Here is a 25,691-nt window from a genome sequence, read left to right as displayed (position 1 = left end):
CACTGGACAAGGGGAACGTTCGGCTGCGCGTCGAAGGGAACGGGCAATGGCAGACGACTGGGACGACCTCGTCCTGGACGAGGACTTCATACGGTCCGCCGGGACGACCGAGCCGTCTGCCCGCGCCCGGATGCTGGCGGCGCGCTGGCGTGACGAGGAGCCCGAACCGCAGCCCTGGCGCTCCGACGAGCCACCTGCCGGGTGGTTCTTCGGCAAGCGCCGACGGCGGTGGCGGCGCCGGTAGCCTCGAACACACGGCCGGATTTAATCGGTGGCGCCCAACTCGTCGTACCGGCACAGTGGTTGTGTCCACCCCGCCGGACGACGGTCCGGCGCCACGTTCTGGGAGAGGAGCCGGACGATGTCCATGCACGACAGTACGTCCAGCTCCCGTCGGGGCCGTCCGCGGAGGACTCCGGTGTAGTTACGCCACCGTCGAGTCCACCCGTAGGACTGCCCGGGGCGGCCGCTTCGAGCACGCGATGTCGCTCTCGCGTGAGGCCGCCCACCCGGAGGATTGGCCGAGTGGTAAGGCACTGGCTTGCGCTGTGTCACATCAGAAGCGAGTCAAGGTCGGGCCTGGAAAGCCCGCGCACGTTCGATTCGTGCATCCTCCGCAAGACGTTGTCACTGGGACCTGGCCGGGGTTCTCGGGCCCGACCGTCCGTAAGGGCGAGGGCCTTTTCCCCGGAGCCAAGACCGAGCGGACCACCGCACCGGGACCACCGCACCGGACCACCGCCGGTCACAGCGCGATCGTCGACCAGCACTGCCCCGCCGCCGAAGCGGTCCTGGGACCGGTACACACGCTGCTGTCCTTCGAAGAGCTCCCGGTCCGGGGGGACGCCCCGTAGCCGTCAGCCGAGCAGTCGCTCCAGCACCACCGCGATCCCGTCCTCCTCGTTGGAGGACGTCACCTCGTCGGCCACCGCCTTGAGTTCCTCGTGCGCGTCCGCCATCGCCACGCCGTACGACGCCCAGGCGAACATCGGGATGTCGTTGGGCATGTCGCCGAAGGCGATCGTGTCCGCGGCCTTCAGGCCCAGCCGACGGGCCGCCAGGGACAGACCGGTCGCCTTCGACAGGCCCAGCGGCAGCAGTTCGACGATGCCCTCACCCGCCATCGCGACCGTGACGAAACCGCCCGCGGCCCGCTGGGCGGCCTCGGCCAGTTCGTCGTCCGACAGCCTCGGATGCTGTACGTAGATCTTGCTCAGCGGGGCGGCCCACAGGTCCGCGACATCGGTGAGCGGAACCGACGGCAGTGTGCCGGTCACCGCGTATCCGGCGCCGACCAGCACCTCCCCGTCCAGTCCGTCCCGGCTCGCGGCCAGGTACAGCGGACCGACCTCCGCCTCGATCTTCGCGAGGGCCACACCCGCCAGCTGCCGGTCCAGCGTCACCGACGTCAGCAGACGGTGCTCACCGGCGTGGTACACCTGCGCGCCCTGCCCGCAGACCGCGAGACCGTCGTAACCGAGGTCGTCGAGGATGTGCCGGGTCCAGGGAACCCCGCGTCCCGTCACGACGATGTGGGCGGCGCCCGCCGCGGTGGCCGCGGCGAGCGCGTCACGGCTGCGCCGCGAGACCGACTCGTCGGAACGCAGGAGCGTCCCGTCGAGGTCGGTCGCGATCAGCCGGTACGGAAGGCCACTGCTCACTTGGCGACCGGCTCCAGCAGTTCCCGTCCGCCCAGGTAGGGGCGCAGCACCTCGGGAACGCGCACCGAGCCGTCGGCCAGCTGGTGGTTCTCCAGAATCGCCACGATGGTGCGCGGCACGGCGCACAATGTGCCGTTGAGCGTCGCCAGCGGCTGGACCTTCTTGCCGTCCCGCATACGCACGGACAGCCGGCGGGCCTGGAAGCCGTCGCAGTTGGAGGCCGAGGTCAGCTCGCGGTACTTGCCCTGGGTCGGGATCCACGCCTCGCAGTCGAACTTGCGGGAGGCCGAGGCGCCGAGGTCGCCCGAGGCCACGTCGATGACCTGGAAGGGCAGCTCGAGGCCGGTGAGCCACTGCTTCTCCCAGTCCAGGAGCCGCTTGTGCTCGTTCTCCGCGTCCTCGGGGGCGACGTACGAGAACATCTCGACCTTGTCGAACTGGTGCACGCGGAAGATGCCCCGAGTGTCCTTGCCGTAGGTGCCGGCCTCGCGGCGGAAGCACGGCGAGAAGCCGGCGTAGCGCAGCGGCAGCTGGTCGGCGTCGAGGATCTCGTCCATGTGGTACGCGGCGAGCGGGACCTCGGAGGTGCCGACCAGGTAGTAGTCGTCCTTCTCCAGGTGGTAGACGTTCTCCGCGGCCTGGCCGAGGAAGCCGGTGCCCTCCATGGCGCGCGGGCGGACCAGCGCGGGAGTGAGCATCGGCGTGAAGCCGGCCTCGGTGGCCTGCGCGATCGCCGCGTTGACGAGCGCGAGCTCCAGGAGCGCGCCGACGCCGGTCAGGTAGTAGAAGCGCGACCCGGACACCTTGGCACCGCGCTCGACGTCGATGGCGCCCAGCGCCTCGCCGAGCTCCAGGTGGTCCTTGGGCTCGAAGCCCTCGGCACCGAAGTCGCGGATGGTGCCGTGCGTCTCCAGGACGACGAAGTCCTCCTCGCCGCCGACGGGGACGTCGGGGTGGACGAGGTTGCCGAGCTGGAGCAGGAGGCGCTTGGTCTCCTCGTCGGCCTCGTGCTGCTCGGCGTCGGCCGCCTTGACGTCGGCGGCCAGCTGGCCGGCCTTCTTCAGCAGCTCGGCCTTCTCGTCTCCGGAGGCCTTGGGGATGAGCTTGCCGAGCGACTTCTGCTCGGAACGCAGCTCGTCGAAGCGGACGCCGGACGACCTGCGCCGCTCGTCGGCAGACAGGAGGGCGTCGACGAGGGCGACGTCCTCTCCACGGGCGCGCTGGGACGCGCGCACTCGGTCGGGGTCCTCACGGAGCAGGCGAAGGTCAATCACGCGGTCAAGGCTACCGGTGCGGGGATACGGCCCACGACTCACTATTCCCAGCCGCGCCGAATCACGTCTTACGTACCGTTATGGGTGAATTGCGTAGCGTGTCAATGAAAAGCACCCCGGTCCCCGGGACGAGGCAGGGGCGGGGAGTCGGGTTGACTCGACTCCCTTGCGGAGAGCGGGACTTGGTACGCCGTTGTCCACAGGGATCCACACCCCTCGAAAAGTTATCCACAGGCTGTGCGGGGGATCTGTGGATTTCGGAATTGATCACTCTGAAACTTGGGGATCACGCCGAGGATTCCCGCCGCAAACCCGCATTTACCCCTACTTTCGAGTGGAAAGTGGTCACTCCAAAGGGTTATCCAAGGGAAAAGAATGGACGAAGGGTGATGTGCGCGCCTGTGAACGCCGGAGGGCTCCGCAGGCCGATTTGTCGACAGGTTCGCGCTTCGGTGTCGACTTGTCCCCAGATCGAGATGCGCACCTGTGGATAACTTCTGTGGATAACTAAAATCTGCAGGTAAGACAGGTCAGAATCGCCCGTCCTGGCATCGGGCCACCCAGTCCGAGGCCGCCATGAACTCCTCGTCCGAGGTGCCGGTCAGCGGCGCTCGCAGGTCCGCCAGTTCCTTGTCCGCACGCGGGTACGAACCGAGGAAACGCACCTCGTGGCAGATCCGCTTCAGCCCCATCAGGGCCTCCGCCACCCGGCGGTCGGTGATGTGGCCCTCGGCGTCGATGCAGAAGCAGTAGTTGCCGATGCCCGCGCCCGTGGGCCGGGACTGGAGCAGCATCAGGTTGATACCGCGGGCGGCGAACTCGCCGAGCAGGTCGCGCAGTCCGCCCGGGTGGTCGTCGCGCTGCCACAGCACGACGGAGGTCTTGTCGGCCCCCGTGGGGGCGGCGGGCCGGGCCGGGCGGCCGACCAGCACGAACCGCGTCTGCGCGTTCTCGGCGTCGTGGATCCCGGTCTCCAGCGCCTCGAGGCCGTACCGGGCGGCCGCGAACTCGCCGGCGAAGGCCGCGTCGTACTGCCCGTCCCGGACCAGCCGGGCGGCGTCCGCGTTCGAGGCGGCCGACTCCCAGTGGACGTCCGGGAGGTGCTTCTTCAGCCAGTTGCGCACCTGCGGCTGGGCGGCCGGGTGCGCGGAGACCGTCTTGATGTCCGCGAGCTGGGTGCCCGGCCTGACCAGCAGCGCGAAGGTGATCGACAGCAGCACCTCGCGGTAGATCATCAGCGGGGCGCCCGCGACCAGTTCGTCGAGGGTGGTGGTGATGCCGCCCTCGACGGAGTTCTCGATCGGCACGAACGCGGCCTCGGCCTCACCGGCGCGCACCGCGTCCAGCGCGGACTGCACCGACACGTACGGGATCAGCTCACGGGTCGCCGCCTCGGGAAGCGTCCGCAGTGCGACTTCGGTGAAGGTGCCCTCAGGGCCGAGATACGCATAGCTCGCTGGCATGACCTCACCCTAATGGCCCTTGTGGAAGGGATCCCATTTCTCTTCCGACCGGGTGAACCGGCGTGACCTCACCCTTCCAGCAGCCCCTGCCCGACGTACTCCCCCTCCGCCGCCCCACCCGGTACCGCGAACAGACCGCTCGACTCGTGCCGGATGTACTGGGAGAGCGCGTCCCCGCGGTCCAGCTTGCGCTGGATCGGGACGAAGCCGCGCAGCGGGTCCGCCTGCCAGCAGACGAACAGCAGCCCCGCGTCCGGTGCCCCGTCCGCGTCGATGCCGTCGTGGTACGAGAACGGGCGACGCAGGATGGCCGCGCCCCCGTTCTCATCGGGCCGGGTGATCCGGGCGTGCGCGTTGATCGGCACCGCCAGATTGCCCTTCGCGTCCGTCTTCTCCAGGTCCATCGCCGTCGTCTCGGTGCCCCCGGACAGCGCCGCGCCGTTCGCCTTCCGGCGCCCGATGACGGCCTCCTGGGCCCCCAGGGACAGCTTCTCCCAGTCGTCCAGCAGCATCCGGATCCGTCGTACGACCGCGTAGGAGCCGTTCGCCATCCACGCGGGCGTGCCGGATTCCGGGACGAAGACGCGCTGGTCGAAGTCGGGCTCGCCCGGCTTCGGATTGCGGGTGCCGTCCAACTGGCCCATGAGGTTGCGGGCCGTCATGGGGTGGGCCGTGGCTCCCGGTGTGCGGTTGAAGCCGTTCATCTGCCAGCGGACCTTCGCCGCGCTGCCCGCGTCCTTCTGGACCGCGCGCAGGGCGTGGAAGGCGACGAGGGCGTCGTCGGCACCGATCTGCACCCACAGATCGCCGTTGCTGCGGGCCTTGTCGAGCTGGTCGGAGGAGAAGTCGGGGAGCGGGTCGAGGGCGACCGGCCGCTGCTTCTCCAGGCCGGTGCGGCTGAAGAAGCTGTGTCCGAAGCCGAAGGTCAGGGTCAGTGAGGAGGGCCCGGCGTCGCGGGCCACATCCGTGTCGTGGGATCCGGAAGCCTCCCCCGCCATCAGCCTCCGAGCCGTCTCCGACCAGCGGCGCAGCAGTGCGGCGGCCTCCTTGCGCCCCGCGCCCGCCGCCAGGTCGAAGGCGACGAGATGGCCGCGCGCCTGGAGGCCCTCGGTGATGCCGGGCTGATGTTTCCCGTGAAACATCACCTCGTCGCTGCCGACCGAGGTCAGCGGAGTCGCCGCGGCGGGCGCGGCGGCGTACCCCGCGGCCCCGCCGGCCGCTCCGAGGACGAGCCCGGTGGCGCCGGCGGTGCCGAGCAGGGCCCGGCGTGAGATGCCCTGCCCCGGAGCGGGACGCGTCGTGGTGGAGGCGCCTTCGTCGACGACGGGAGGGGACTGTTCAGCCATGGTGCGGTTCAGCCGATCTGCGCGTTCTTGGAGACGGTCGTCTGGTCGATGTCCGAGGTCCGTACGGTCACGGCGACCTTCCAGTCGCCCGCCATGGGGATCTGCACGTTGCTCGCCGACCAGTGGCCCGTGGCGATGCGGTCGGGGGTGACGGCCAGCGGCCCGATCTTCTTGGCCTCCAGGGTGAGGGCGACCTTCACCTCGGGGATGTCGAAGGCTCGGCCGTTGGACCGCTGGACGTAGACGTGCATCTCGTTGCCGCCCACGCGCGCGGGGTCGAAGTCGACCGTCACGACACCCTTGCCGTCCGTGCCGCCGGTGTCGAAGGACATGTCCAGAGTCACCGCCCCGGACCCGGCCGACGAGGAGGAAGAAGAGGAAGAGGAAGCCGCCTTGGCCGCCTTGGCGTCCTCCTCCGTACGGCCGGGCTCGGTCTGCGTCAGTACGGTCGTGACCGCCAGCAGGACAACCGCGACCCCGGCCTCGGCGAGCACCGAGCGGCGCAGTCCGAACCGGTGCGGATCGGCGTCCCGTGTCCGCTTCTGCCGCGCGGTGTCCATCGCGGCCTGCTGCCGGGCGAGCTGAGCGGCCCGCTTGGAATCACCGGGGGTCTTGGAGCCGGGGCCCTTGGATCCGGCCGCCTTGGAGTCCGCGCCCCCCTTGGACTTGCCGGAGCCGGAGGAATTCGCGGCCACGCGCTCCTTCTGAGGTGCCCGCTTGCCCTGCCGTACGACGGTGTCGGCGAGCTGCGCCGTCCACCGCCGGGAGATGAAGGCGATGCCGACCAGCAGTGCCACCAGCCCGATCTTGACCAGCAGCAGCTGTCCGTACCGGGTCTCGGTGAACGCCGACCAGGAGCCGAGCTGCCGCCAGGACTGGTAGACGCCGGTCGCCACCAGCGCGACGACGCTGCCGAAGGCGACCTGGGAGAACCGTCGTACGGCGGCCGACTCGATCGGAGCGTCGGAGCGGTACAGCGCGACGAGCAGCGCGGTCAGTCCGCCGAGCCAGGTGGCGACGGCGAGCAGGTGGACGACGTCGACGGGCATCGCGATGCCCGCCTGGAGACCGACCGAGGCGTGCTCGGCCATCGCCCAGCTCGCCGCGAGCCCGGCCGCGACGACGGTCCCGCCGATCGCGAGCCCGAAGGTGAGGTCCCGCTTCTCCTCGTTCTCGCGCTTGTCATAGGCCCCGAAGAGCACGGAGATGAACAGGGCCGCAGCCGCGAGCAGCAGCAGCCGGGAGACGAGGGCCGCGCCCGCCTTGGTCTGGAGCACGTTCCCGAGCAGGTCCAGGTCGAAGATGTCGCCGACCTTCCCGGAGCCCGTGTAGGAGCCGCGCAGGAGGAGCAGCAGCAGGGTGGCCGAGGTGAGCGTGAGCCAGCCGCCGACGACGAGCCGCTGCATGGGCCGTACTCCGGCGCCGCGCTGCCAGCAGCCGAGCACGAAGGCGGCGCCGCCGACCAGGACGATGAAGCCGGCGTACGACATGTACCGCCCGAAGCCGTACAGCCAGCCGACGACCCCACCGCCCGCCGTGTCCCCGGAGACGGAGACGGAGGTGATCGAGGGGGCGCCGATGGAGAAGGTGTAGGCGCCGGCGACGGGATGGCTGTCGGCGGAGACGACCTGGTAGGTGACGGTGTAGGTGCCGTCGGGCAGGCCGCTGTGGAGTTTCACGCCGTACGTCGTGCCGCCGGCCTCGAACGGCTTGCCCTGCTGGACGGCCTTGCCCTTGGGGTCGAGGACGCGCAGCGAGTCGTTCGACAGGGCGACCTTCTCGGAGAAGGTCAGCGAGACCTGGTCGGGCGCCTTGTCGACCACCACCCCCTGCTGGGGGTCGCTGCCGGTGAGCGCGGCGTGCGCGGAGGCCGGCCCGGCCGTGGTCAGCAGCAGGCCGCACGCGGCCAGGAGCAGCAGTACCAGGGTCCGGACGCGGGGGGCGATGGTCTGCGTCAAGGTGATCCCTCCCTCAGTGTCCGGTCTTCGGGACGTAGGTCGCCGACTTCACCGGCATCTTCACGACGACGGGGTCGGACTTGGCGAAGTGCAGTTCGACGGTGACCGTCTGACCCTGCTTCGGAGTCTTCTTCAGCTTGTCGAACATCAGATGGTTGGCGCCGCTTTTGAACACGAGTTGACCGTGGGCCGGGACGGGGAGGCCGGAGACCTCCTCCATCGCGCCGCCGGTGGTCTCGTGCAGGGTGACTTCGCCGTCGTCGCTGGTGACGGAGGTCAGCTCGTCCTTCGACGAGCCGGAGTTGGAGATCGTCAGGAACCCGGCGGCCATGTCGGCGGAGACGGGCTGCGGGATGTAGGCGCCGGAGACGGTGAGGCCTCCCGAGGAGCCGCCGGAATCCGAACAGCCGGCCAGCAGCAGGGCCGCCCCCGTCAGGACGGCGAGCCCGGTGGGCGAACGCTTCACGGGTTCTGTCCCTTGATGATCTGGGGCAGGTCCTTGGTGTAGTCGTCGACGGTGGCGTCCTCGCCGTACAGGACGTATCCCTCGTCGGTCTTCGGGGAGAAGGCGACGACCTGGGTGCCGTGCACCGAGACGGTCTTGCCGGTCTTCTTGTCCTTGTGGGTCGGCTCGATGGAGATGCCGAGAGTGCGGGCGCTCGCCTGGATGGTGGCGAAGTCGCCGGTCAGGCCCACGAACGTGGTGTCGATGCCCTTGAGCCACTTGCCGAGCTCGGCGGGGGTGTCGCGGGCCGGGTCGGTGGTGACGAACACGACGGTCAGCTTGTCCTGCTCGGACTTGGGCAGCTGCTTCTTCGCGACGGCGATGTTGTTCATCGTCAGCGGGCAGATGTCGGGGCAGTGGGTGTAGCCGAAGTAGATCAGCGTCGGCTTGCCCTTCGTCTCCTTGCGGAGGTCGTACTTCTCGCCCTTGGTGTCGGTGAGAACCAGGTCCGGCTTCTCGAACGGCTGGTCGAGGACCGTGGCCGCCTTGTCGGAGCCGGCCTCCTCCGAGACCACCGAGACGGGCGAGCTGCTGCTGTCGTCACCGCTGCCGCAGGCGGTGAGGGTCAGGGTGGCGGCGGCGATCAGCGCGGCCGCGGCGAACGTCTTCTTGCGCATAGCAAAATGTCCCAGATGTAAGTTTTTCGGTGTGCGCCGGGGCCGTACGACCCCGGCGCGCGTCCCGCGAATCAGGTCAGGCGTCGCTGCGCCGGCGGCCGGCGAGCACGCCGTAGGCCACGCCCAGAGCGCCGACGACGATGCCGACCACGCCGAGGACGCGGGCGGTGGTGTCACTGCTGTCTCCGGCGGCGGCCTCGGTGGTCGAGGCGGCGTTCTCGGTCTTGTCGTCCGCCTCCTCGGCGGCCGTCGAGCCGTGGTGTCCGTCCTCGGAGGCCGCGGACAGGGCGAGGACGGGAGCCGGCGTCTCGGGCTCCTCCCCGCCGTCCTCCTGGACCTCGATCCAGCGCACGACCTCCTTGTTGGAGTACGTCTGGATCGCCTTGAAGACCAGTTCGTCGGCGTCCTCGGGCAGGGCGCCGACGGAGACCGGGAACTTCTCGAAGTAGCCGGGCTGGATTCCGCTGTCCTTGCCGGTGGCGGTCCAGGTGACCTTGGAGACGGCCTCGGTGATCTGCTCGCCGTGCAGTTCGAGCGGCTTGGCGAGCTTGGACTTGGTGACCTGGATCTTCCAGCCCGGCATCGGCTCCGGCATGACCGAAGCCAGCGGGTGGTCGGTCGGGAAGGTGACCTCGAGCTTGGTGGTGGAGGCGTTGTCGCGCTCGTTGGGGACCTTGAAGTCCACGACCGCGTAACCGCCCTTGGCGGCGGTGCCCTCGGCGGCCACGCTGACGTGCGCGAAGGCGGGCGAGGAGAGGACGACAACGGCGGTGGCGGCGACGGCGCCGGCCGCGGCGAGACGAGAAGCCTTCATGAAGAGCACTCCGCTTCGAAAGGGATTCCGGTGAAGAGGGATACGCGTGCGCACACGCGCGTGCCGCACGACGGCGGCCCCCCATCCCCTGTCCCTCGGGAAGTGGAACGGTGGTCGCGTCGCTTCAGGCGGCGAGAACGAGCCCTGCGGCGGCCGGCGGACCGCGCCTGATCACCGTGTGCCGGAGTGCCGCGCTACACGGTCGGGGCGGCGCGAGCGACGCCGTCGGCAGGGCGCGCGGTCCGGCGTCGGGAGCCCCCGGCAGCCCCGCACGCAGGGCACGCACCAGTGCGAGCGCCCCGCGCAGGGATCGTACGAGCGCCGCTTCCGCGACCGAATGCGCCGAGCAGGTGGACAGTTCGGCCAGCCGCAGCAGCGCCAGGTCCCCGCGCCGCAGCAGCCACCCGGCGGCGACGGCCGCGAGGACGTGCCCGAGGACCATCGGCAGGGACGGCCAGACGGAGGAGCCGGTCATGGCGGTCGCGGAGTGGTCCACCGCGGTGGCGCCCGTGCCGGGGTGGAGCCCGGCGTCCGTGAGGACCTTCTGGGCCTGCGCCGGGCTGATCGCCGCGGCGGTGGTCCCGCACAGCAGCCGTGCGGCCTGCTGCACCAGCGTGGCGTCGGACGCCGACTGCGACGACACGGGTGACGACATCGACGACATGGACGACATGGACGCCGACATCACCGTCGTGCCGTGCTGCCCGAGCCCGAACAGCACGTGCAGCACGGTCTGTCCGACCGCGAGCAGTGTCGCGATCCCCGGCAGCGAGCGCTCGCGCCCGGCAAGAGGTGCCACGACCAGAACGGCCCCGATGAACCCGGCGGCCAGCGTCCACAGCGGAACCGTGGCGCAGGAGGCGATCGAGTGACCGGCCGCGGCCAGCACGACGCAGACCGCGGCGAACACCGCGGCCCGCAGTACCCGGAGATCCCCTCCGGAGCGCACGTGGGGGGCAGTCATGGCGGGCTCATCATCGCACTGGGCTTATGAGCGCCATACGGCAGGTCCACAAGATGACGTACGGGGTGTACGACCGGAAGGTCACTTCTGACCCGAGCTGCCCCACATACACCGTCCGTTGCTCCGTATGCATCCCCCATATGGGCGGCATCACGTCAACGATGTGCTTACACCGGGGCACGCGCGGCAATACGTAACGGTATGTCGAGCCGCGGCCGGGAGGCTGGAGCATGAGCATCTGGTGGTCACTCCATTTGCGGCGCGAGGCTGCGAGCGTTCCGCTCGCCCGGCGTCTGCTGCTCGGCACCATGGAGACCGCGGGCGTCGACCCGGACGTCTCCTACGATCTCTCCCTCGCCCTCAGCGAGGCCTGCGCCAACGCCGTGGAGCACGGCGGGGAGAGCGGACCGCAGGACTCCTCGGCGGCCTACCGGGTCACCGCCTACCTCGACGGCGAGAAGTGCCGTATCGAGGTCACCGACTCCGGCCCGGGCTTCCCGCCGGTGCGGCCCCGCCCCACCCCCATGGAGGCGGAGAACGGCCGCGGCCTCTGTCTCATCCACGAACTCGCCGACCACGTCCAGATCGGCAACAAGCCGGGCCGTGGCGCCGTAGTCAGCTTCGACAAGATCCTCAAGTGGCGGAAGGACGCACCGCTGATGGCGGTGTGACCCGCGGAACCGAGGACTTCGGCTTCTTCGGCATCCTCAGGTCGCGCACAGCGTCCTCTCACGGTCCTGACGGACAGGGTTCCTAGGTTCCTGGCCATGACGGGAAACCACAGGAACTCCAGCCTAACCCGGCGCCGCGCCCTCGCGGTGACGGGCGGAACGGTCGCGGCGGGCGGACTCGCCGTCGGCGGATACCAGTCGGCCTTCGCCGACACCACCGACACCACGAGCACCACCGAGACGACGGCCACCGACGCCTGCATGACGCTCATGTCGAGCGTCACCGAAGGGCCGTACTACCTTGACGGCGCGCTGGTCAGAAAGGACATCACCGAGGGCAAGAGCGGTGTCCCGCTGACGCTGCGGCTGACCGTGGTGGACGCCACCGACGGCTGTACCCCGGTCAAGGGCGCGGCCGTGGAGATCTGGCACTGCGACGCCTGGGGCTACTACTCCGGCTACACCACCGCCAACCCCGGTGGCTCCGCGCCCGCGGAGAGCGAGGACGGCTCGACCGCGAACGACAACACCTATCTGCGCGGCTACCAGATCGCGAACGCCAACGGGGTCGTGAAGTTCGAGACGATCTTCCCGGGCTGGTACACCCCGCGCACCTGCCACATCCACGTGAAGGTGCACACCGGCGGCGAGAAGGAGGACGGCACCTACGAGGGCGGCAAGGTCAACTACACCGGCCAGCTCTTCTTCGACGACACGATCGCCGAGGAGATCTTCGCCCTGGAGCCCTACTCCCGGCACTCCGGCAGCTACACCGCCCTCGACGACGACATGGTCTACGACGGCGGTGGCGCCGCCGGCGGCCTGCTCACCCTCAAGGCCGTGCACAAGGCCGACCCGTCCAAGGGCTACAAGGGCGCCCTGGCCCTCGCCATCGACCCGGACGCCGAGAACACCGGTGCGGGCAGCGGCGGTGGCGGCGAGGGAGGCACGCCTCCGAGCGGTGCCCCGTCGGGCGAACCGCCGAGCGGCACTCCGTCCGAAAGTGCCAGTCCCTCGGCCTCCGCGTCCTCGTAAGGTACGGCCATGAGCAGCCGCGAGGACGAGGCGCTGGCTCTGGCCGCCGTGGACGCGCTGACCGGTCAACTGGCCCTGGCTCCCAAGCCGGGCCTGCCCGACCCGCGCGACCTCGGGGCCCGCGCCACCCGCAAGGACCACTGTTCCCTGCGCTGGTCGGCCAGGGCACTCGCGCCCGGCCTCGCGGCGATGGCCGCCGCCGCGCGCCGCACCGGCGAGCCCAGCCCGGGGCTGCGTGCGGAACTGGGCGCGATCGGCCGGTCCACCGAGCACTCGGTGGGCCTGGCCGGCGGCGGCCATCGCGGCGCCCTGTGGACCTTGGGTCTGCTGGTCGCGGCGGCCGCGCTGCAACCGGGCGCGCGGTCGAAGGACGTGACGGCGGGCGCCAAGAAGATCGCCGCGCACAGCGACAGACGGGCCCCGCGCCGGGCCTCCCGGGGCTCCTCGGTGTCCGCGAAGTACGGCGCCGCGGGGGCCCGGGGCGAGGCGCGGGCCGGATTCCCGCACGTACGGCGGGCGTTGGACGCGCTGGCGACCTCCCGCAAGGCGGGTGCCGACGAGTCCGAGGCCCGCCTGGACGCCCTTCTCACCGTGATGTCCACCCTCCAGGACACCGAACTCCTCTACACGGCGGGCCCGTTGGGCCTCCGCCACGTCCAGGCGGGCGCCCGCGGCGTCCTGGAGGCGGGCGGCACGACGACCGACGCGGGCCGTGAGGCCCTGTTAGCCCTCGACGCGGACCTCCACGCGCGTGCGTGGAGCCCTCGCGGCAGCGCGGGACTGCTCGCGGGGGCACTGTTCGTGGACGTGCTTCCGGTCAAGACCGACCCAAGGACGCCCTGACATCGGTCGGTTGGAGCACCGGTCAGTAGGGCGAGCACCGGTCAGTCGGCGAGCGCGGGCGCCTCGACGTCCCTCCCCGGAGCGCGCCTCCCCGGGGCGTCCCTCCCCGCGGCGCCCGTCTCCGAGACACGGCCCGCGGCCCGCCGGGTCGCCGGTCCCATCGCGTACGACGCCACGAGCGTCGCTCCGCCGAGCAGCAGCCACCCCGGCGTGCCCCACTCGATCAGCAGCGTCGTCAGCACCAGCGGGCCCAGTGTCCGGGCCACCGTCACCCCGGTTCCGAAGAACCCCTGGTACTCGCCGACCCGATCGGCCGGAGCCAGGTCGAAGGAGAGCTGCCAGGACCCGGCCGACTGCCCCATCTCGGCGACCACCTGAAGCACTGCCCCGACGACCAGGGCCCCCACGGCCACCCAGGGCGAGGCCCCCGCGGACAGCGCGAACACCGCGCAGGCCGCCAGCATGACCCACCCCGACCGCCGCACCACGCGTGTGGCCGACGCGAGCCCGCTCACCCCGCGGGCCATCCGCACCTGGAACACCATCACCGCCCCGGTGTTGAGCACGAACAGCGCGGAGACCAGCCAGGTCGGAGCCGCGGTCCGCTCGGCGATCCACAGCGGAATCCCCAGGCTCAGCAGGGGCATCCGCAGCAGCAGGACGGTGTTCAGCAGGGTGATCACGGCGTACGGCCGGTCGCGCAGCACTCCGGAGCCGTGACGCTTCTCCACCGCCATGCCAGGCGCCACCGACGGCAGCCGCAGCAACAGCCCCGCACACACCAGGAAGCTCACCGCGTCCACCGCGAACACCCCGAGATACGCCGCCCGCGTCCCGGCGTGCAGCGCCAGTCCGCCGAGCCCCGCGCCGACGGCCAGCCCGGCGTTGAGCGTCGCCTGGAGGTGGGCCAGCAGCCCGGTCCGCTCCCCGGCGGACACCAGCCCCGCGAGCAGCGCCTGCCGGGCCGCGGCGAGCCCCGACTGCGCGGAGGCGTAGGCGCAGGCCGCCAGGACGAACGGCACGAAGTCCCGCACCACCAGGAAGGACGCCACGGCCAGCCCCGTGGCCAGCGCCAGCAGCACCGCCGTACCGCGCGCCCCGCGCCGGTCCGCGAGCCGCCCGAGCGGCACTCCCACCACTGACCCGACCGCCCAACCGACGGTCAGACCGAGCCCCACGCGCGCGGGGTCGAGCCCGACGACGTGCGTGAAGTACAGCGCCGACGTCACGTAATAGGCGCCGTCCCCGACGGAGTTGCTCAACTGGGCGAGCGCCAGGACGCGTTGCGGCCCCGCGGGCGGGACGAGTGAGTTCGTCATGCGAACGACACTAGAAGCGCGGTGGACCGCTGGGCAGGCCCAATAGAGGCCCCTGTGAGTGGCCCAATTCCAGAACCCGGACCAGAGCCTCCAGCGCCCCGGGATACGCCCCCTCCCGAGGAGTCCCGTATCCCACGACGAGCCCCTCGCGGGAGCCCGCCGCATGCCAGTGCACCCGGAGCGACCCCACCGCGAGCCCCTCGTCCGCGGCCCGTTCCAGCACTGCCGTCTCGTCCCCGACCTCGACCAGCGCGTGCAGCCCGGCCGCGATCCCCCGGACCCGCCACCGCGCCCCCAGCCGCTCCACGAGCCGGTCCCTGCGCCGCCGGTACCTGAGCCGGCACGCGCGCACGTGACGGTCGTAGGCGTGAGTGCGGATCAGCTCGGCGAGGGCGAGCTGTCCGATGGCCTCGGTGCTGTGGTCGCTGTGCAGCTTGGCGTCGGCGACGGGTCCGACGAGCTGCGGCGGCAGCACCATCCAGCCGAGCCGGAGCGCGGGCCCGAGCGTCTTGGACGCCGTGCCCAGGTAGACGACCTGCCCCGGAGCCATCCCCTGGAGCGCCCCGACGGGCTGCCGGTCGTAGCGGAACTCCCCGTCGTAGTCGTCCTCGACGACCAGCGCCCCACGCGCGCGTGCCCAGTCGGTCAGCGCACGCCGTCGCGAGGGATGCAGCGTCACGCCCGTCGGATACTGGTGGGCCGGAGTGACGACGACGGCCGCGGGATCCCCGAGACCGTCGACCTCGACGCCCCGCTCGTCGACCGGCACCGGCACCACCCGCCCACCGGCCCGCCGGACGACCTCCCGGTGGAAGGGCAGCCCGGGGTCCTCCATGGCGACGGTTGCGCCCTCCAGAACCCGCGTGAGCAGCGCGAGCCCCTGCACCGCCCCGGACGTGACGACGATCCGCTCGGGGGAGGCGACGACCCCACGGGCCCGCCCGAGATACTCCGCCAGCGCGACCCGCAGTTCGATACGCCCCAGGGGATCGCCGTAGTCGTACGCGGAGACCGGCGCGGTGGCGACGGCCCGCCGCACGGCCTTGAGCCAGGCGGCGGCGGGAAAGGCGCCGACGTCCGGACTCCCGGGCCGCAGATCGAAAAGCGGTGCACGCGCGCGTGCACCGCTCCGCGACGGTTCGGCTTCGGCGGCGGGCAGAGGAGCGACGACCGTCCCCGATCCCTGCCGAGCGGTCAGATACCCCTCGGCGACCAACTGGTCGTAGGCCGCCTTCACGGTCCCCCGGGACACCCCCAGCTCCTCGGCGAGGCGCCGGGTGGCGGGGAGCCGGGCGCCGGGAGCGAGCCGCCCCTCCCGCACGGCGTCGCGCAGGGCCCGCTCAAGCCCGGCACGACGCCCGTCGACGGGGTCGGCCTCCAGATGCAGGTCCACCGAACCCCCCGACCGGTGACTCAGCCCTTGAGGCCGGCCATCCACGCCTCGACCTCGTCGGACCGCCGGGGAAGCCCGTCCGACAGATTCCGGTTCCCGTCAGCCGTCACCAGGATGTCGTCCTCGATCCGCACCCCGATACCCCGGTACTCCTCGGGCACGGTCAGATCGTCGGCCTGGAAGTACAGCCCGGGCTCGACGGTCAGCACCATCCCCGCCTCCAGGACCCCGTCCACATACGACTCCACCCGCGCGGCGGCACAGTCGTGGACGTCCATGCCCAGCATGTGCCCGGTCCCGTGCAGTGTCCACCGCCGCTGGAGCCCCAGCTCCAGCACCCGCTCCACCGGCCCCTCGACCAGCCCCCACTCCACGATCCGCTCGGCCAGCACCCGCTGGGCCGCGTCATGGAAGTCCCGGTACTTGGCACCCGGCTGCACGGCCGCGATCCCGGCCTCCTGGGCGTCGTACACGGCGTCGTAGATCTTCTTCTGGATCTCGCTGAAGCGGCCGTTGATCGGCAGCGTCCGCGTGACGTCGGCGGTGTAGTACGTGTGCGTCTCGACACCGGCGTCGAGGAGCAGCAGATCACCCGACCGCACGGCCCCGTCGTTGCGTACCCAGTGCAGCGTGCACGCGTGCGGTCCCGCCGCGGCGATCGTGCCGTAGCCGACGTCGTTGCCCTCGACGCGCGCGCGGAGGAAGAAGGTGCCCTCGATGTACCGCTCGGAGGTGGCCTCGGCCTTGTCGAGGACCTTCACCACGTCCTCGAAGCCCCGCACCGTCGAGTCGACGGCCTTCTGGAGCTCCCCGATCTCGAACTCGTCCTTGACGAGCCGTGCCTCGGACAGGAAGACCCGCAGCTCCTCGTCCCGCTCGAAGGTGACCTTGTCGTTCAGCGCGGCCTCGATGCCGGCGTCGTAGCCCCGTACGACCCGCACCGGACCGGTGGCCTCGCGCAGCGCGTCCGCCAGCTCACGCACGTCGGAGACGGGGACGCCGTACAGCTTCTCGGACTCGGACAGCGAGTGCCGCCGCCCGACCCACAGCTCACCCTGCCCCGACAGCCAGAACTCACCGTTCTCGCGGTCGGAACGCGGCAGCAGGTACAGCGTGGCGGTGTGACCGTCCGGCACGGGCTCCAGGACGAGTACGCCGTCCTCGGTCTGGTTGCCGGTGAGGTACGCGTACTCGACGGAGGCCCGGAAGGGGTACTCGGTGTCGTTGGAGCGGGTCTTCAGGTTGCCCGCGGGAATCACCAGGCGCTCGCCGGGGAAGCGCGCGGAGAGCGCCGCGCGGCGGGCCGCGGTCTCGGCGGCCTGCGCGATCGGCTGCAGATCGTGCAGCTCGGTGTCGGCCCAGCCGGACTTCATGCTCTCGGCCAGCTCGTCGGAGACGCCCGGGTACAAACCGTTCTTCCGCTTCTTGATCGGCTCTTCGGACTCATCTTCCGGGGTCGCCGGGGTGAGCTCTTCGGCCACGGTCATCCTCCTACGAAACGGCACTGGACCCCGTCCATCGTACGGTCGTACGGAAGGGGGCCCAGGGCCGAAAGACCTGTTACCGCGTGCTACTCGAAGTGAGCGGCCAGTAGTACGACATCCTCCTCGGAGTCCGCCTCACCCAGCGCGTCCGGCAGCACGGTCCGCAGCACGTGGTCGGCGACGGCGCCGGGGTCACCGCGCAGCGCCTTCGGCACCCCGGCCGCCGCCGCGTGCAGGCGCGCGAAGGCACGGTCGGTGGGGTCGCCGGTGCGGTGCAGCAGCCCGTCGGTGTACAGCAGAACCGTCTCTCCCGGCTCGGCGCTCAGCTCCACGCTCGGCGCCTCCCAGCAGGCGAGCATGCCGAGCGGCGCGGACACGGACGTCTCCACGAACTCGGTGCGCCGCTCGCCGATCAGCAGCGGCGGGCAGTGCCCGGCACCGGCCAGCGTGATCTTGCGCAGCGCGGGCTCGCAGAAGGCGAACAGGGCGGTGGCGGAACGGGCCGGCTCGGTCAGCCGGAGCAGCAGCTCCAGGTCGGACAGGACCGCGACCGGGTCCTCGCCCTCCATCACGGCGTACGCCCTCAGGGAGGCTCTGAGGCGGCCCATCGCCGCGATCGCGCTCGGGCCGCTGCCGGTCACCGAACCGACCGCCAGGCCCAGCGCCCCGTCCGGCAGCGGCAGCGCGTCGTACCAGTCACCGCCGCCGCGCGGGCCGGTGCGGTGCCGGGCGGCGAGCCGGACGCCGGCGACGCGGGGGAGCCGGGACGGCAGCAGCTCCTCGGCCATCGTCGCCAGGCACGCGCGGGTGCGCTCGACCTCGATGAGCCGGGCCAGGTGCTCGGTGGCGTAGCGGACGTACAGACCGACGAGGTGGCGCTGGCGCTCGGACGGTTCGGCGGGCTCGTCGTAGAGCCACACGGCGGCACCGAGGCGGCCGGCGTCGTCGCTGGACAGAGGGAGGGCGTAGCAGGCCGCGTAACCGAGGCGGGCGGCCACCTCGCGGTGGCGCGGGTCCAGGCCGTCCTCGGCGAGCAGGTCGGGCTGGGCGATCTCGCCGTCGCCGCCCGGCAGACCGTCGAGAATGCGGCCGTACGACATGGCGCTGCGCGGCACGGTCTCGATGTGCCCGAGGTCGGCGCGGGCCAGTCCGAGGCCGATGGTGGTGTCGGGGCCGAGACGGTCGTCCGGTTCGAGGACGACGAGTCCGCGCCGGGCTCCCACGAGGGCGGCTCCGGCGTGCAGGAGTTCCTGGAGGGCCTCGGACAGCGCGTCCGTGCGGGCGAGGCGTTCGGTGAGTTCGTGCAGGGTGGTCAGGTCGGAGACCCAGCCGGCGAGCCGGTCCTGGAGCAGGGCGCCGGGTGCGTTCGGCGCGGGGACCGAAGAGGCGCCCGGGGCGGCAGGCGCGGGCGCGACAGTGTGTGCGGGTGCGGGAACCGTTGAATCGATTCCAGCCACTTTCGGAGGGTGAGGGGCGTTCATGGCGTCCGGCTTTCCGACCGGTGCGTATTGCTCAAAAGCATCGCAAACCCCCATGTCATTCTGCGCCGCTAGCAGTGTCTCCACATGTACACGCACTCGTGAGGGGATGTCCAGCATTGTCCTGCCGGGATTCCTGGTGTCCGTGGGTAACGGGTGGAGGGTGGGCTGGTGGGCAAAGTTGGCTAAAAACTGCCTCGGGTTAAGGTGTATTGAGGTCGACTGGCCTTGCTCCACAGAGCGTCACAACGGTCGTGATGGGTACGTACTCGGTAAGGACCAGGGGTGGTTGGACTGTCACCCGGAACCTGGCGACCGACCCGGGCGTCTTAGCCACCGACGATCGAGCCCCATCCTCCCGTGGCGGAGGCGGAGAGAAATACGCGGGACGGCAAAACGCCAGACTTCGCCACCCCCCGCCACGCCCACGTTTTTGATAGACGCAGTATGGGGTTCCCCTTGTCTCGGACAAGGGTGTGATGCGCCAACAGGTACGCACAGTGAAGTGATCGACACATGGTGTGATGTGGTCCACGGTGTTGCCAGCGGTGCAACGGAAAGGAACGAGCGCTCATGCGCGAGATCCTCGGAAGGCGACGCAGGCTCCTGTCCCAGCGCAGCGACGGAAGGCCTGAATTGTTCAGCGCGGCCCTGACCTTCGCGACGGAATGGCAGTGGCCCGTACTCCCGGGTGTGGCACCGGACCCGGAGGGCCGGGCGCGTTGCGGATGCCCCGACCCGGAGTGCACGGTCCCCGGCGCCCATCCCTTCGACCCGGGCCTGCTCGCGGCCACCACGGACGAGCGCATGGTGCGCTGGTGGTGGACCAACCGCCCGGCCGCGCCGATCATCCTGGCCACCGGCGGCAGCGCCCCCTGCGCGGTCAGCCTGCCGGCCCTCCCGGCCGCCCGCGCCCTGGCCGCGCTCGACCGCGAGGGCATGCGCCTCGGCCCGGTGGTCGCCTCGCCGACCCGCTGGGCGATCCTCGTGAAGCCGTACTCCCTGGAGCAGCTGGGCGAACTGCTGTACGCCCAGGACCACGTCCCCGGCTCCCTCCGCTTCCACGGCGAGGGCGGCTATCTCGCCCTGCCCCCGTCCGAGACCGGGCACGGTGACATCACCTGGGAGCGGGCTCCGCTTCCCGGCTCCGCCTCCCCCTGGGTCCCCGACGTCGAGGCCGTGGTGGACGCCGTGGTCGAGGCCCTCACTCGTACGGGTGTGAGCGCGCCCGAGTTGTAAGGGTGTCGGGCGCGGGCGGGCCAGGTGCCCGCGCCCGGTCGTTATCGTCCGCTTCATGAACCTTCGTCTGCTTGCCCTGTCGGGTGCCGTGGTGTGCGCGGTCGCGCTGCCCCTGGCCGTGGCCTCCGCGGGACAGGTGGGCGACCGAGGCCGTACGGTCGTACGCGATCTCGTGCGTGTTCCCGGACCGCCTTCCGCTGTACGCCCTTCCGCGGCGTCTTCTGCTGTACGTCCTTCCGCAGGGTCTTCTGCCGTACGGCCGTCCGCGGCCGATGACTACAAGGCGCCCCTCGCCGCCTCCGGCCGCTCTCCCCTGCTGCTCGGCGTGGGCCTGGCCACCGCCGCGCGCTGCGGTCCCGAACTGACCTCCCCCGACGGCGTCGAGGCACAGACCTGTGTGCTCACGCAGGGCGAGGAGACCTGGGCGCGGACCTACTACCGCAACGCGACCGGCGCCGCGCTGGACGCCGCGCTCAGCTTCATGGAACCCGGCGGACGTACGGTGCAGCTGCACTGCGCGGTGGGCGCCGGGGACGAGCCGGACAGCTGTGAGACGCCCCGGGAGCCCACCCAGGCGGCGCCGGCCGACTACACGGCGGTCGCGGAGTTCGCCCGGCGGGGCAGCGGACCACTGCTGCTGCGGGTCGGGAGCAACTCCGGGGAAACGGTGGGCAGTTGACGCTCGGCGGCGTTCCGTAAAGCTGCCCCGGGCACAGAAAGACCCGGTTGCTGGCGACGGGGGATGCACCAGCAACCGGGCTAATGGAACCGTAACAAGAGATCGGCCGTTCGCAAATTCGACCGTGCCGTTCCCTGGCTTATTCGGACACCGATTCTCCTTCTCCTGGGGGGAGTTGTGGGCGGAGCCGGTGGTTCCGTGAAGGATCGGTGCGGCTGACCGGTCGGTCAGCCGCACCGGTTTCGTCAACTCAGCGTGACCTGGCGGTTGGTGAGGCCGCCACGGGCACGGCGTTCGTCGGCGGTCAGCGGTGCGTCCGTGGCCAGAGCGCCCGCGAGCCGCTCGGCGAACTCGGCCGCCGGCTTCTCGACGTCCTCCGCGGTGACCCCGCTCGGCAGGTCCCAGACCGGCACGGTGAGGCCGTGGGCGCGGAAGGAACCGACGAGCCGGGTGCCCTCGCCGAGGCTCGACCTCCCCACCGCGTGCAGTCGCGCGAGCGCGTCCAGAAGTTGCTCCTCGGGGTGCGGCATCACCCAGCGCAGGTGGTTCTTGTCCGGCGTCTCGCACCAGTAGGCGGCGTCGACACCGGTCAGCCGGACGGTCGGGATGGCCGCGGCGTTGGCCCGCTCCAGGGAGGCGGTCACCTCCGGCGTGGCGTTCTCCGCGTCCGGCACCCAGAACTCGAAGCCCTCGTGCACAACTGGCTCGAACGCGCCTTCGGGATCGAGCAGATCCTGCAGCCGCGGACCGTCGGCGGGAGCGCGCCGGCCCTCGACCGGGGTGCCCGGAGCCGCCGTGAGCGCGCGCTGCAGGGTGTCGGCGAGATCGCGGCTGATGTCGCCCGACGCCGTGTCGTTCTGCAGGCCGAGCAGTACCGAGCCGTCGTCGCGGCGCAGGGCGGGCCAGGCCATCGGCAGGACCGTGGCCAGCGTGACCGACGGGACACCCTCGGGGAGACCGCTCTTGAGGGTCAGCTCGACCGTGGCCGCGGGGACCAGCTCGCGCAGCGCCACCCAGTCGCCCTCGCCCGCGAGGCCCTCGAACGGGCGGTGCACCAGCTCGGTCGCGGCCTGCGCTGCGGCCCGGCCGTGGCAGGCCTTGTAGCGGCGGCCGCTTCCGCACGGGCAGGGTTCGCGGGCACCGACGACCGGAATCCGACCATCAGCGCCTACGGCGCGGGCACCATCCGTGTGCTGCGGGCGCTTGGCCTTCGTCTGCGGTCGCTTCTTGGCCATCGTGGCTGTCTCCCGGTTACGGCTCGTCTCGTACGGGCGCGAGCCTAGCCGCTCGCGACTTGGCCGACGGGAGCCTGTGGACAACCCATCGCGGTGTCCCGCACGGATGCGGTCCAGGTCGCCTCAGCCGAGATCGTCGAACGCGTCCGAGAAGTCCAGGTCGGGTATCGCGACCGACGGGGCCACGACACGCGTCGCGAAGTCGTCGCGGCGGCGGCCGGCGTCCGGATCGTGAACGTCCGCGTGGACGATCACCCAGACCGTGACCTCGCCCCGGGCGTCGTCCCTGACACCCCAGTCGTCGGCCAGCGCGGTGATGATGTTGAGCCCACGGCCGCCGTGCGCGGTGACCGAGGGCGTGGCCGGAGCCGGGCGGGTGGGCCCACCGCCGTCCGTCACCTCGACCGTGAGCCTGCCGCCCGCGTCCACCCGCCAGGCGGCACGGACGTCACCGTCCCCGGCCAGGGCGTCGCCCAGTGGCCGGCCGTGTTTGCACGCGTTGCTCAAGAGTTCGGAAAGGATCAGTACGGCGTCGTCGATGACCGATTCCGCCACGCCACCCCTGCGCAACTGCACGCGCATACGGTGTCTCGCTTCCCCCACGCCCGCAGGGCCATGGGGTACGGCCATGCTCGACGACGTGGGCACCTCCTGTGCCACCACCAACGCCACCCCCGAGACCTCCTTCGCCCCACGCCACGGTGTGGATGCCCCATTGGCCTGTACCGGAAACCGGCCAGTCACATTCCGCCGACGCATTCGTCGCGCTCGAACACGCACCGAACGCGCCGGGGCACACCCTGTGACGCAGGGGACGTCAGCGGCCCAGTCGGTCGAGCACCGCGCGCGGGCGGTTGGTGATGATGGCGTCGACGCCCAGCTCGACGCAGAGGTCCACGTCCTCGGGTTCGTTCACGGTCCACACGTGCACCTGGTGGCCCGCCCGCTTCAGGCGCTCGATGTAGCCGGGGTGGTTGCGCACGATCCGCATCGAAGGGCCCGCGATCCGCACCCCCGCGGGCAGCCGGCCGTCCCGCAGCCGGGGCGAGACGAACTGGAGCAGATAGACCGTCGGCAGGGTCGGCGAGGCGGCACGCACGCGATGCAGCGACCGGGCCGAGAAACTCATGACCCTGATCGGGGACTCGGCGGCCGAGGCGGGGGTGTCCAGGCCGAACCGCTTCAGGAGCAGCAGCAGCCGCTCCTCGACCTGGCCCGCCCAGCGCGTCGGGTGCTTGGTCTCGATGGCCATCTCCACCCGCCGCCCCGCGTCGGAGACGAGTTCGAGCAGCCTCTCCAGGGTGAGGACGGAGGTGTCCTCCCGGTCCTCGGGCCGGTACACCCAGTCCGGTTCCTCGTCGCGGGTGCGCCAGAACTCCCGCGTCCTGCGCGAGCCGAAGTCCAGGGCGGCGAGGTCGGCGAGCTCCAAAGCGGAGACCGCCCCGCGCCCGTTGGACGTACGGTTGACCCGGCGGTCGTGGACGCACACCAGATGACCGTCGGCCGTGAGGCGGACATCGCATTCGAGGGCGTCCGCGCCGTCCTCGATCGCCTTCCGGTACGCGGCGAGAGTGTGCTCGGGAGCGTCTTCCGAGGCTCCGCGATGGGCGACGACTTGAGTCAGCTGCTGCCGTGCGTGGGTCACCGCGTCATGGTGCCACCGCTCGGGGGTACGTGTGCGAACGGAGGCATATGGATTGCGCCTCATTTGTCTTACATGACCTATATAAAGAGCAGCCACGGACCCACAGGCACCGCTTATGGTGCCCTGACGGCCCGTGGGAAAAGCTGACGGCATACAAAAGGACATGCACAGCTGACGCACGCCGGCACGAAAGCGGCACCGGCCGAGCGTGACCTTGTGCGACCGACAACCGACAGCCGTGGACCTAGGAGAGAAGCTGTGAGCACCGAGAACGAGGGCACCGCGGTACCCCCGGCCCCGTCTGCACCTCCCGTGCCGGTGGACGCTCCCGCGGCTTCGGCACCTCAGGCCCCCGACGCGGGCGCCCCCACCACCCCGATCCCGCCGCACCCCTCCGGTGGCGCCCAGGGCCCGGAACTCGTACACGCGGGACCGGCTCCGGCGTATGCCTCGGCGCAGGGGCAGCAGCACGCCGGCGCGGGCGGTCCGGAGGGCGCCTGGCCGCCGCCGCAGGCTCCGCAGGTTCCGGGCACCCCGTCGTACGCCGACGGCGGTGCGGGCGGCGCCGGTACGACGGGTGTCTGGGGCGCGGGCTACCAGCAGCCCGCGCCGAAGCCGAAGAACGGCCGCGGCGGCCTCGTCGCCGCGATCCTGGTGGCCGCGCTGGTCGCCGGCGGCCTCGGCGGTGGTCTCGGCTACACCCTGGCGAAGAACAACGACAACGGCTCCTCGACCACCCTCTCCGCCTCCGACAGCGGCGGCAGCGTCAAGCGTGACGCCGGCACCGTCGCGGGCGTGGCGCAGAGGGCCCTGCCCAGCACGGTCACCATCGAGGCCGAGTCCACCAGCGGCGAGGGCGGCACCGGAACCGGCTTCGTCTTCGACGCCCAGGGCCACATCGTCACCAACAACCACGTGGTCGCCGAGGCGGTCGACGGCGGCAAGCTGACCGCCACCTTCCCGAGCGGCAAGAAGTACGACGCCGAGGTGGTCGGCCACGCGCAGGGCTACGACGTGGCGGTCATCAAGCTCAAGAACGCGCCGAGCGACCTCAAGCCGCTCACCCTCGGCAACTCCGACCAGGTGGCGGTCGGCGACTCCACGATCGCGATCGGCGCCCCCTTCGGCCTGTCGAACACCGTCACGACGGGCATCATCAGCGCGAAGAACCGCCCGGTGGCGTCGAGCGACGGCAGCGGCAGCAACGCCTCCTACATGAGCGCGCTGCAGACGGACGCGTCGATCAACCCGGGCAACTCGGGAGGCCCTCTCCTCGACGCGCAGGGCAATGTGATCGGCATCAACTCCGCGATCCAATCCACCAGCAGCGGCGGCCTCGGCGGCACCAGCCAGTCCGGCTCGATCGGCCTCGGCTTCGCCATCCCGATCAACCAGGCCAAGTACGTCGCCCAGCAGCTGATCAAGACCGGCAAGCCGGTCTACGCCAAGATCGGCGCGTCCGTCTCCCTGGACGACTCCACGGGCGGCGCGAAGATCACCCCCGAGGGCGCCGCCGGCTCCGCTCCGGTCGAGGCGGGCGGCCCCGCCGCCAAGGCCGGCCTCAAGCCCGGCGACGTCATCACCAAGCTGGACGACCACGTCATCGACTCCGGCCCCACCCTGATCGGCGAGATCTGGACCCACCAGCCCGGCGACAAGGTCAAGATCACCTACGAGCGCGACGGCAAGACCCACACGGTCGATCTCACCCTGGGCTCCCGCACCGGCGACAGCTGACCCCCACGCCCCCGTCCTGACCCGTTACTCTGGTCCCCGCGCCACGGTCACCGGCGGCGCGGGGTGGGTTGCCCGAGCGGCCTAAGGGAACGGTCTTGAAAACCGTCGTGGCGCGAGTCACCGTGGGTTCAAATCCCACACCCACCGCTTCGCAGGTCAGAAGCTTGCAGGTCAGTAAAGGGTGCCACTCTCCGGAGCGGCACCCTTCTGCATACACCCTGTCTCGCCCTGGCTCGCCCGTATCTCACCCTTTGACCAGTGCGTATGGGCCATCTGCGGGCCAGGATCAGGCTCATGCCCGGCATGAAGAACTGTTTCCTGTGTTCAACGA

The 25,691-nt window shown here is 71.0% G+C and carries 23 protein-coding genes and 2 tRNA genes; 9 read left to right on the top strand and 16 right to left on the bottom strand.

Going from position 1 to position 25,691, the window contains the following annotated elements; translation table 11 throughout:
* Window positions 1-46: 46 nt before the first annotated feature.
* The gene (locus ABZT02_RS26275; RefSeq protein WP_356021376.1) at window positions 47-244 is read left to right on the top strand and encodes a hypothetical protein; all 198 of its coding nucleotides are present in this window, start codon (window positions 47-49) and stop codon (window positions 242-244) included.
* A 267-nt stretch (window positions 245-511) separates the two neighbouring features.
* A tRNA-OTHER gene (locus ABZT02_RS26270) sits at window positions 512-617 on the top strand.
* Window positions 618-857: 240 nt separating this feature from the next.
* On the opposite strand, the gene ABZT02_RS26265 is transcribed toward ABZT02_RS26270, so the two are convergent.
* From ABZT02_RS26265 to ABZT02_RS26225, 9 genes are all read right to left on the bottom strand, one after another.
* Window positions 858-1,661: an HAD family hydrolase gene (locus ABZT02_RS26265; RefSeq protein WP_356021374.1), complete on the bottom strand. Its 804-nt coding sequence runs from the start codon at window positions 1,659-1,661 to the stop codon at window positions 858-860.
* The gene (serS, locus tag ABZT02_RS26260; protein WP_356021371.1) at window positions 1,658-2,935 is read right to left on the bottom strand and encodes a serine--tRNA ligase; all 1,278 of its coding nucleotides are present in this window, start codon (window positions 2,933-2,935) and stop codon (window positions 1,658-1,660) included. Before serS ends, ABZT02_RS26265 begins: the two co-directional genes overlap by 4 nt.
* Before the next feature lie 530 nt (window positions 2,936-3,465).
* Window positions 3,466-4,398, bottom strand: coding sequence for a prephenate dehydratase (gene pheA / locus ABZT02_RS26255; protein WP_356021370.1), 933 nt, complete (start codon window positions 4,396-4,398; stop codon window positions 3,466-3,468).
* 68 nt (window positions 4,399-4,466) lie between these two features.
* The gene (gene efeB, locus ABZT02_RS26250) at window positions 4,467-5,744 is read right to left on the bottom strand and encodes an iron uptake transporter deferrochelatase/peroxidase subunit (RefSeq protein ID WP_356021369.1); all 1,278 of its coding nucleotides are present in this window, start codon (window positions 5,742-5,744) and stop codon (window positions 4,467-4,469) included.
* A gap of 8 nt (window positions 5,745-5,752) precedes the next feature.
* Entirely contained in the window at window positions 5,753-7,702 is a 1,950-nt protein-coding gene (locus tag ABZT02_RS26245; RefSeq protein ID WP_356021368.1) for a copper resistance protein CopC, read from the bottom strand.
* A gap of 13 nt (window positions 7,703-7,715) precedes the next feature.
* Window positions 7,716-8,168 (bottom strand): copper chaperone PCu(A)C, encoded by a 453-nt coding sequence (locus tag ABZT02_RS26240; protein WP_356021366.1) that lies wholly within the window; start codon window positions 8,166-8,168, stop codon window positions 7,716-7,718.
* Window positions 8,165-8,824 carry an SCO family protein gene (locus ABZT02_RS26235; protein ID WP_356021364.1) on the bottom strand — a complete coding sequence of 220 codons (660 nt, stop codon included), beginning with the start codon at window positions 8,822-8,824 and terminating at the stop codon, window positions 8,165-8,167. Before ABZT02_RS26235 ends, ABZT02_RS26240 begins: the two co-directional genes overlap by 4 nt.
* Before the next feature lie 76 nt (window positions 8,825-8,900).
* Window positions 8,901-9,638 (bottom strand): YcnI family protein, encoded by a 738-nt coding sequence (locus ABZT02_RS26230; protein WP_356021362.1) that lies wholly within the window; start codon window positions 9,636-9,638, stop codon window positions 8,901-8,903.
* A gap of 124 nt (window positions 9,639-9,762) precedes the next feature.
* A complete protein-coding gene (locus ABZT02_RS26225) occupies window positions 9,763-10,602 on the bottom strand; it encodes a hypothetical protein (RefSeq protein WP_356021360.1) in 840 nt (279 codons plus the stop codon).
* 230 nt (window positions 10,603-10,832) lie between these two features.
* Between ABZT02_RS26225 and ABZT02_RS26220 the strand changes: the two genes are divergently transcribed.
* The 3 genes from ABZT02_RS26220 (at window position 10,833) to ABZT02_RS26210 (ending at window position 13,151) form a co-directional block, all read left to right on the top strand.
* Window positions 10,833-11,273 (top strand): ATP-binding protein, encoded by a 441-nt coding sequence (locus ABZT02_RS26220; RefSeq protein ID WP_356021357.1) that lies wholly within the window; start codon window positions 10,833-10,835, stop codon window positions 11,271-11,273.
* 96 nt (window positions 11,274-11,369) lie between these two features.
* A complete protein-coding gene (locus ABZT02_RS26215; RefSeq protein ID WP_356021355.1) occupies window positions 11,370-12,308 on the top strand; it encodes an intradiol ring-cleavage dioxygenase in 939 nt (312 codons plus the stop codon).
* A 9-nt stretch (window positions 12,309-12,317) separates the two neighbouring features.
* A complete protein-coding gene (locus ABZT02_RS26210; protein WP_356021352.1) occupies window positions 12,318-13,151 on the top strand; it encodes a triphosphoribosyl-dephospho-CoA synthase in 834 nt (277 codons plus the stop codon).
* 41 nt (window positions 13,152-13,192) lie between these two features.
* Here the strand turns inward: ABZT02_RS26210 and ABZT02_RS26205 are convergent, their stop codons facing one another.
* From ABZT02_RS26205 to ABZT02_RS26190, 4 genes are all read right to left on the bottom strand, one after another.
* On the bottom strand, window positions 13,193-14,470 hold the full coding sequence (locus ABZT02_RS26205; protein ID WP_356021350.1) for an MFS transporter: 1,278 nt from the start codon (window positions 14,468-14,470) through the stop codon (window positions 13,193-13,195).
* 10 nt (window positions 14,471-14,480) lie between these two features.
* Window positions 14,481-15,863, bottom strand: a complete 1,383-nt coding sequence (locus ABZT02_RS26200) for a PLP-dependent aminotransferase family protein (RefSeq protein WP_356021348.1) — start codon at window positions 15,861-15,863, stop codon at window positions 14,481-14,483.
* 20 nt (window positions 15,864-15,883) lie between these two features.
* Complete coding sequence (locus ABZT02_RS26195) at window positions 15,884-17,350, bottom strand: aminopeptidase P family protein (protein WP_356021345.1); 1,467 nt, start codon at window positions 17,348-17,350, stop codon at window positions 15,884-15,886.
* An 83-nt stretch (window positions 17,351-17,433) separates the two neighbouring features.
* Window positions 17,434-18,945, bottom strand: a complete 1,512-nt coding sequence (locus tag ABZT02_RS26190; RefSeq protein ID WP_356021343.1) for a PP2C family protein-serine/threonine phosphatase — start codon at window positions 18,943-18,945, stop codon at window positions 17,434-17,436.
* Window positions 18,946-19,398: 453 nt separating this feature from the next.
* Here ABZT02_RS26190 and ABZT02_RS26185 point away from each other — a divergent pair, with 453 nt between their 5' ends.
* Together ABZT02_RS26185 and ABZT02_RS26180 are read left to right on the top strand one after the other, a co-directional pair.
* Window positions 19,399-20,064 carry a bifunctional DNA primase/polymerase gene (locus tag ABZT02_RS26185; protein WP_356021340.1) on the top strand — a complete coding sequence of 222 codons (666 nt, stop codon included), beginning with the start codon at window positions 19,399-19,401 and terminating at the stop codon, window positions 20,062-20,064.
* Window positions 20,065-20,119: 55 nt separating this feature from the next.
* The gene (locus ABZT02_RS26180; RefSeq protein ID WP_356021338.1) at window positions 20,120-20,743 is read left to right on the top strand and encodes a hypothetical protein; all 624 of its coding nucleotides are present in this window, start codon (window positions 20,120-20,122) and stop codon (window positions 20,741-20,743) included.
* Between the two features lie 245 nt (window positions 20,744-20,988).
* On the opposite strand, the gene ABZT02_RS26175 is transcribed toward ABZT02_RS26180, so the two are convergent.
* From ABZT02_RS26175 to ABZT02_RS26165, 3 genes are all read right to left on the bottom strand, one after another.
* Window positions 20,989-21,978 carry a DUF5926 family protein gene (locus ABZT02_RS26175; protein WP_356021336.1) on the bottom strand — a complete coding sequence of 330 codons (990 nt, stop codon included), beginning with the start codon at window positions 21,976-21,978 and terminating at the stop codon, window positions 20,989-20,991.
* Window positions 21,979-22,101: 123 nt separating this feature from the next.
* Window positions 22,102-22,737: an ATP-binding protein gene (locus ABZT02_RS26170; RefSeq protein WP_356021334.1), complete on the bottom strand. Its 636-nt coding sequence runs from the start codon at window positions 22,735-22,737 to the stop codon at window positions 22,102-22,104.
* 58 nt (window positions 22,738-22,795) lie between these two features.
* The gene (locus tag ABZT02_RS26165; RefSeq protein WP_356021331.1) at window positions 22,796-23,623 is read right to left on the bottom strand and encodes a glycerophosphodiester phosphodiesterase; all 828 of its coding nucleotides are present in this window, start codon (window positions 23,621-23,623) and stop codon (window positions 22,796-22,798) included.
* A gap of 258 nt (window positions 23,624-23,881) precedes the next feature.
* Between ABZT02_RS26165 and ABZT02_RS26160 the strand changes: the two genes are divergently transcribed.
* Together ABZT02_RS26160 and ABZT02_RS26155 are read left to right on the top strand one after the other, a co-directional pair.
* Entirely contained in the window at window positions 23,882-25,360 is a 1,479-nt protein-coding gene (locus tag ABZT02_RS26160; protein ID WP_356021328.1) for a trypsin-like peptidase domain-containing protein, read from the top strand.
* Between the two features lie 62 nt (window positions 25,361-25,422).
* Window positions 25,423-25,507, top strand: a tRNA-Ser gene (locus tag ABZT02_RS26155).
* Window positions 25,508-25,691 lie beyond the last annotated feature (184 nt).

Source organism: Streptomyces sp. NPDC005402 (genome assembly GCF_040606575.1).
Taxonomy (GTDB): Bacteria; Actinomycetota; Actinomycetes; order Streptomycetales; family Streptomycetaceae; genus Streptomyces.
The sequence above is the reverse complement of the archived record's forward strand: the minus strand, read 5'-3'. Positions and strand labels throughout refer to the sequence as shown.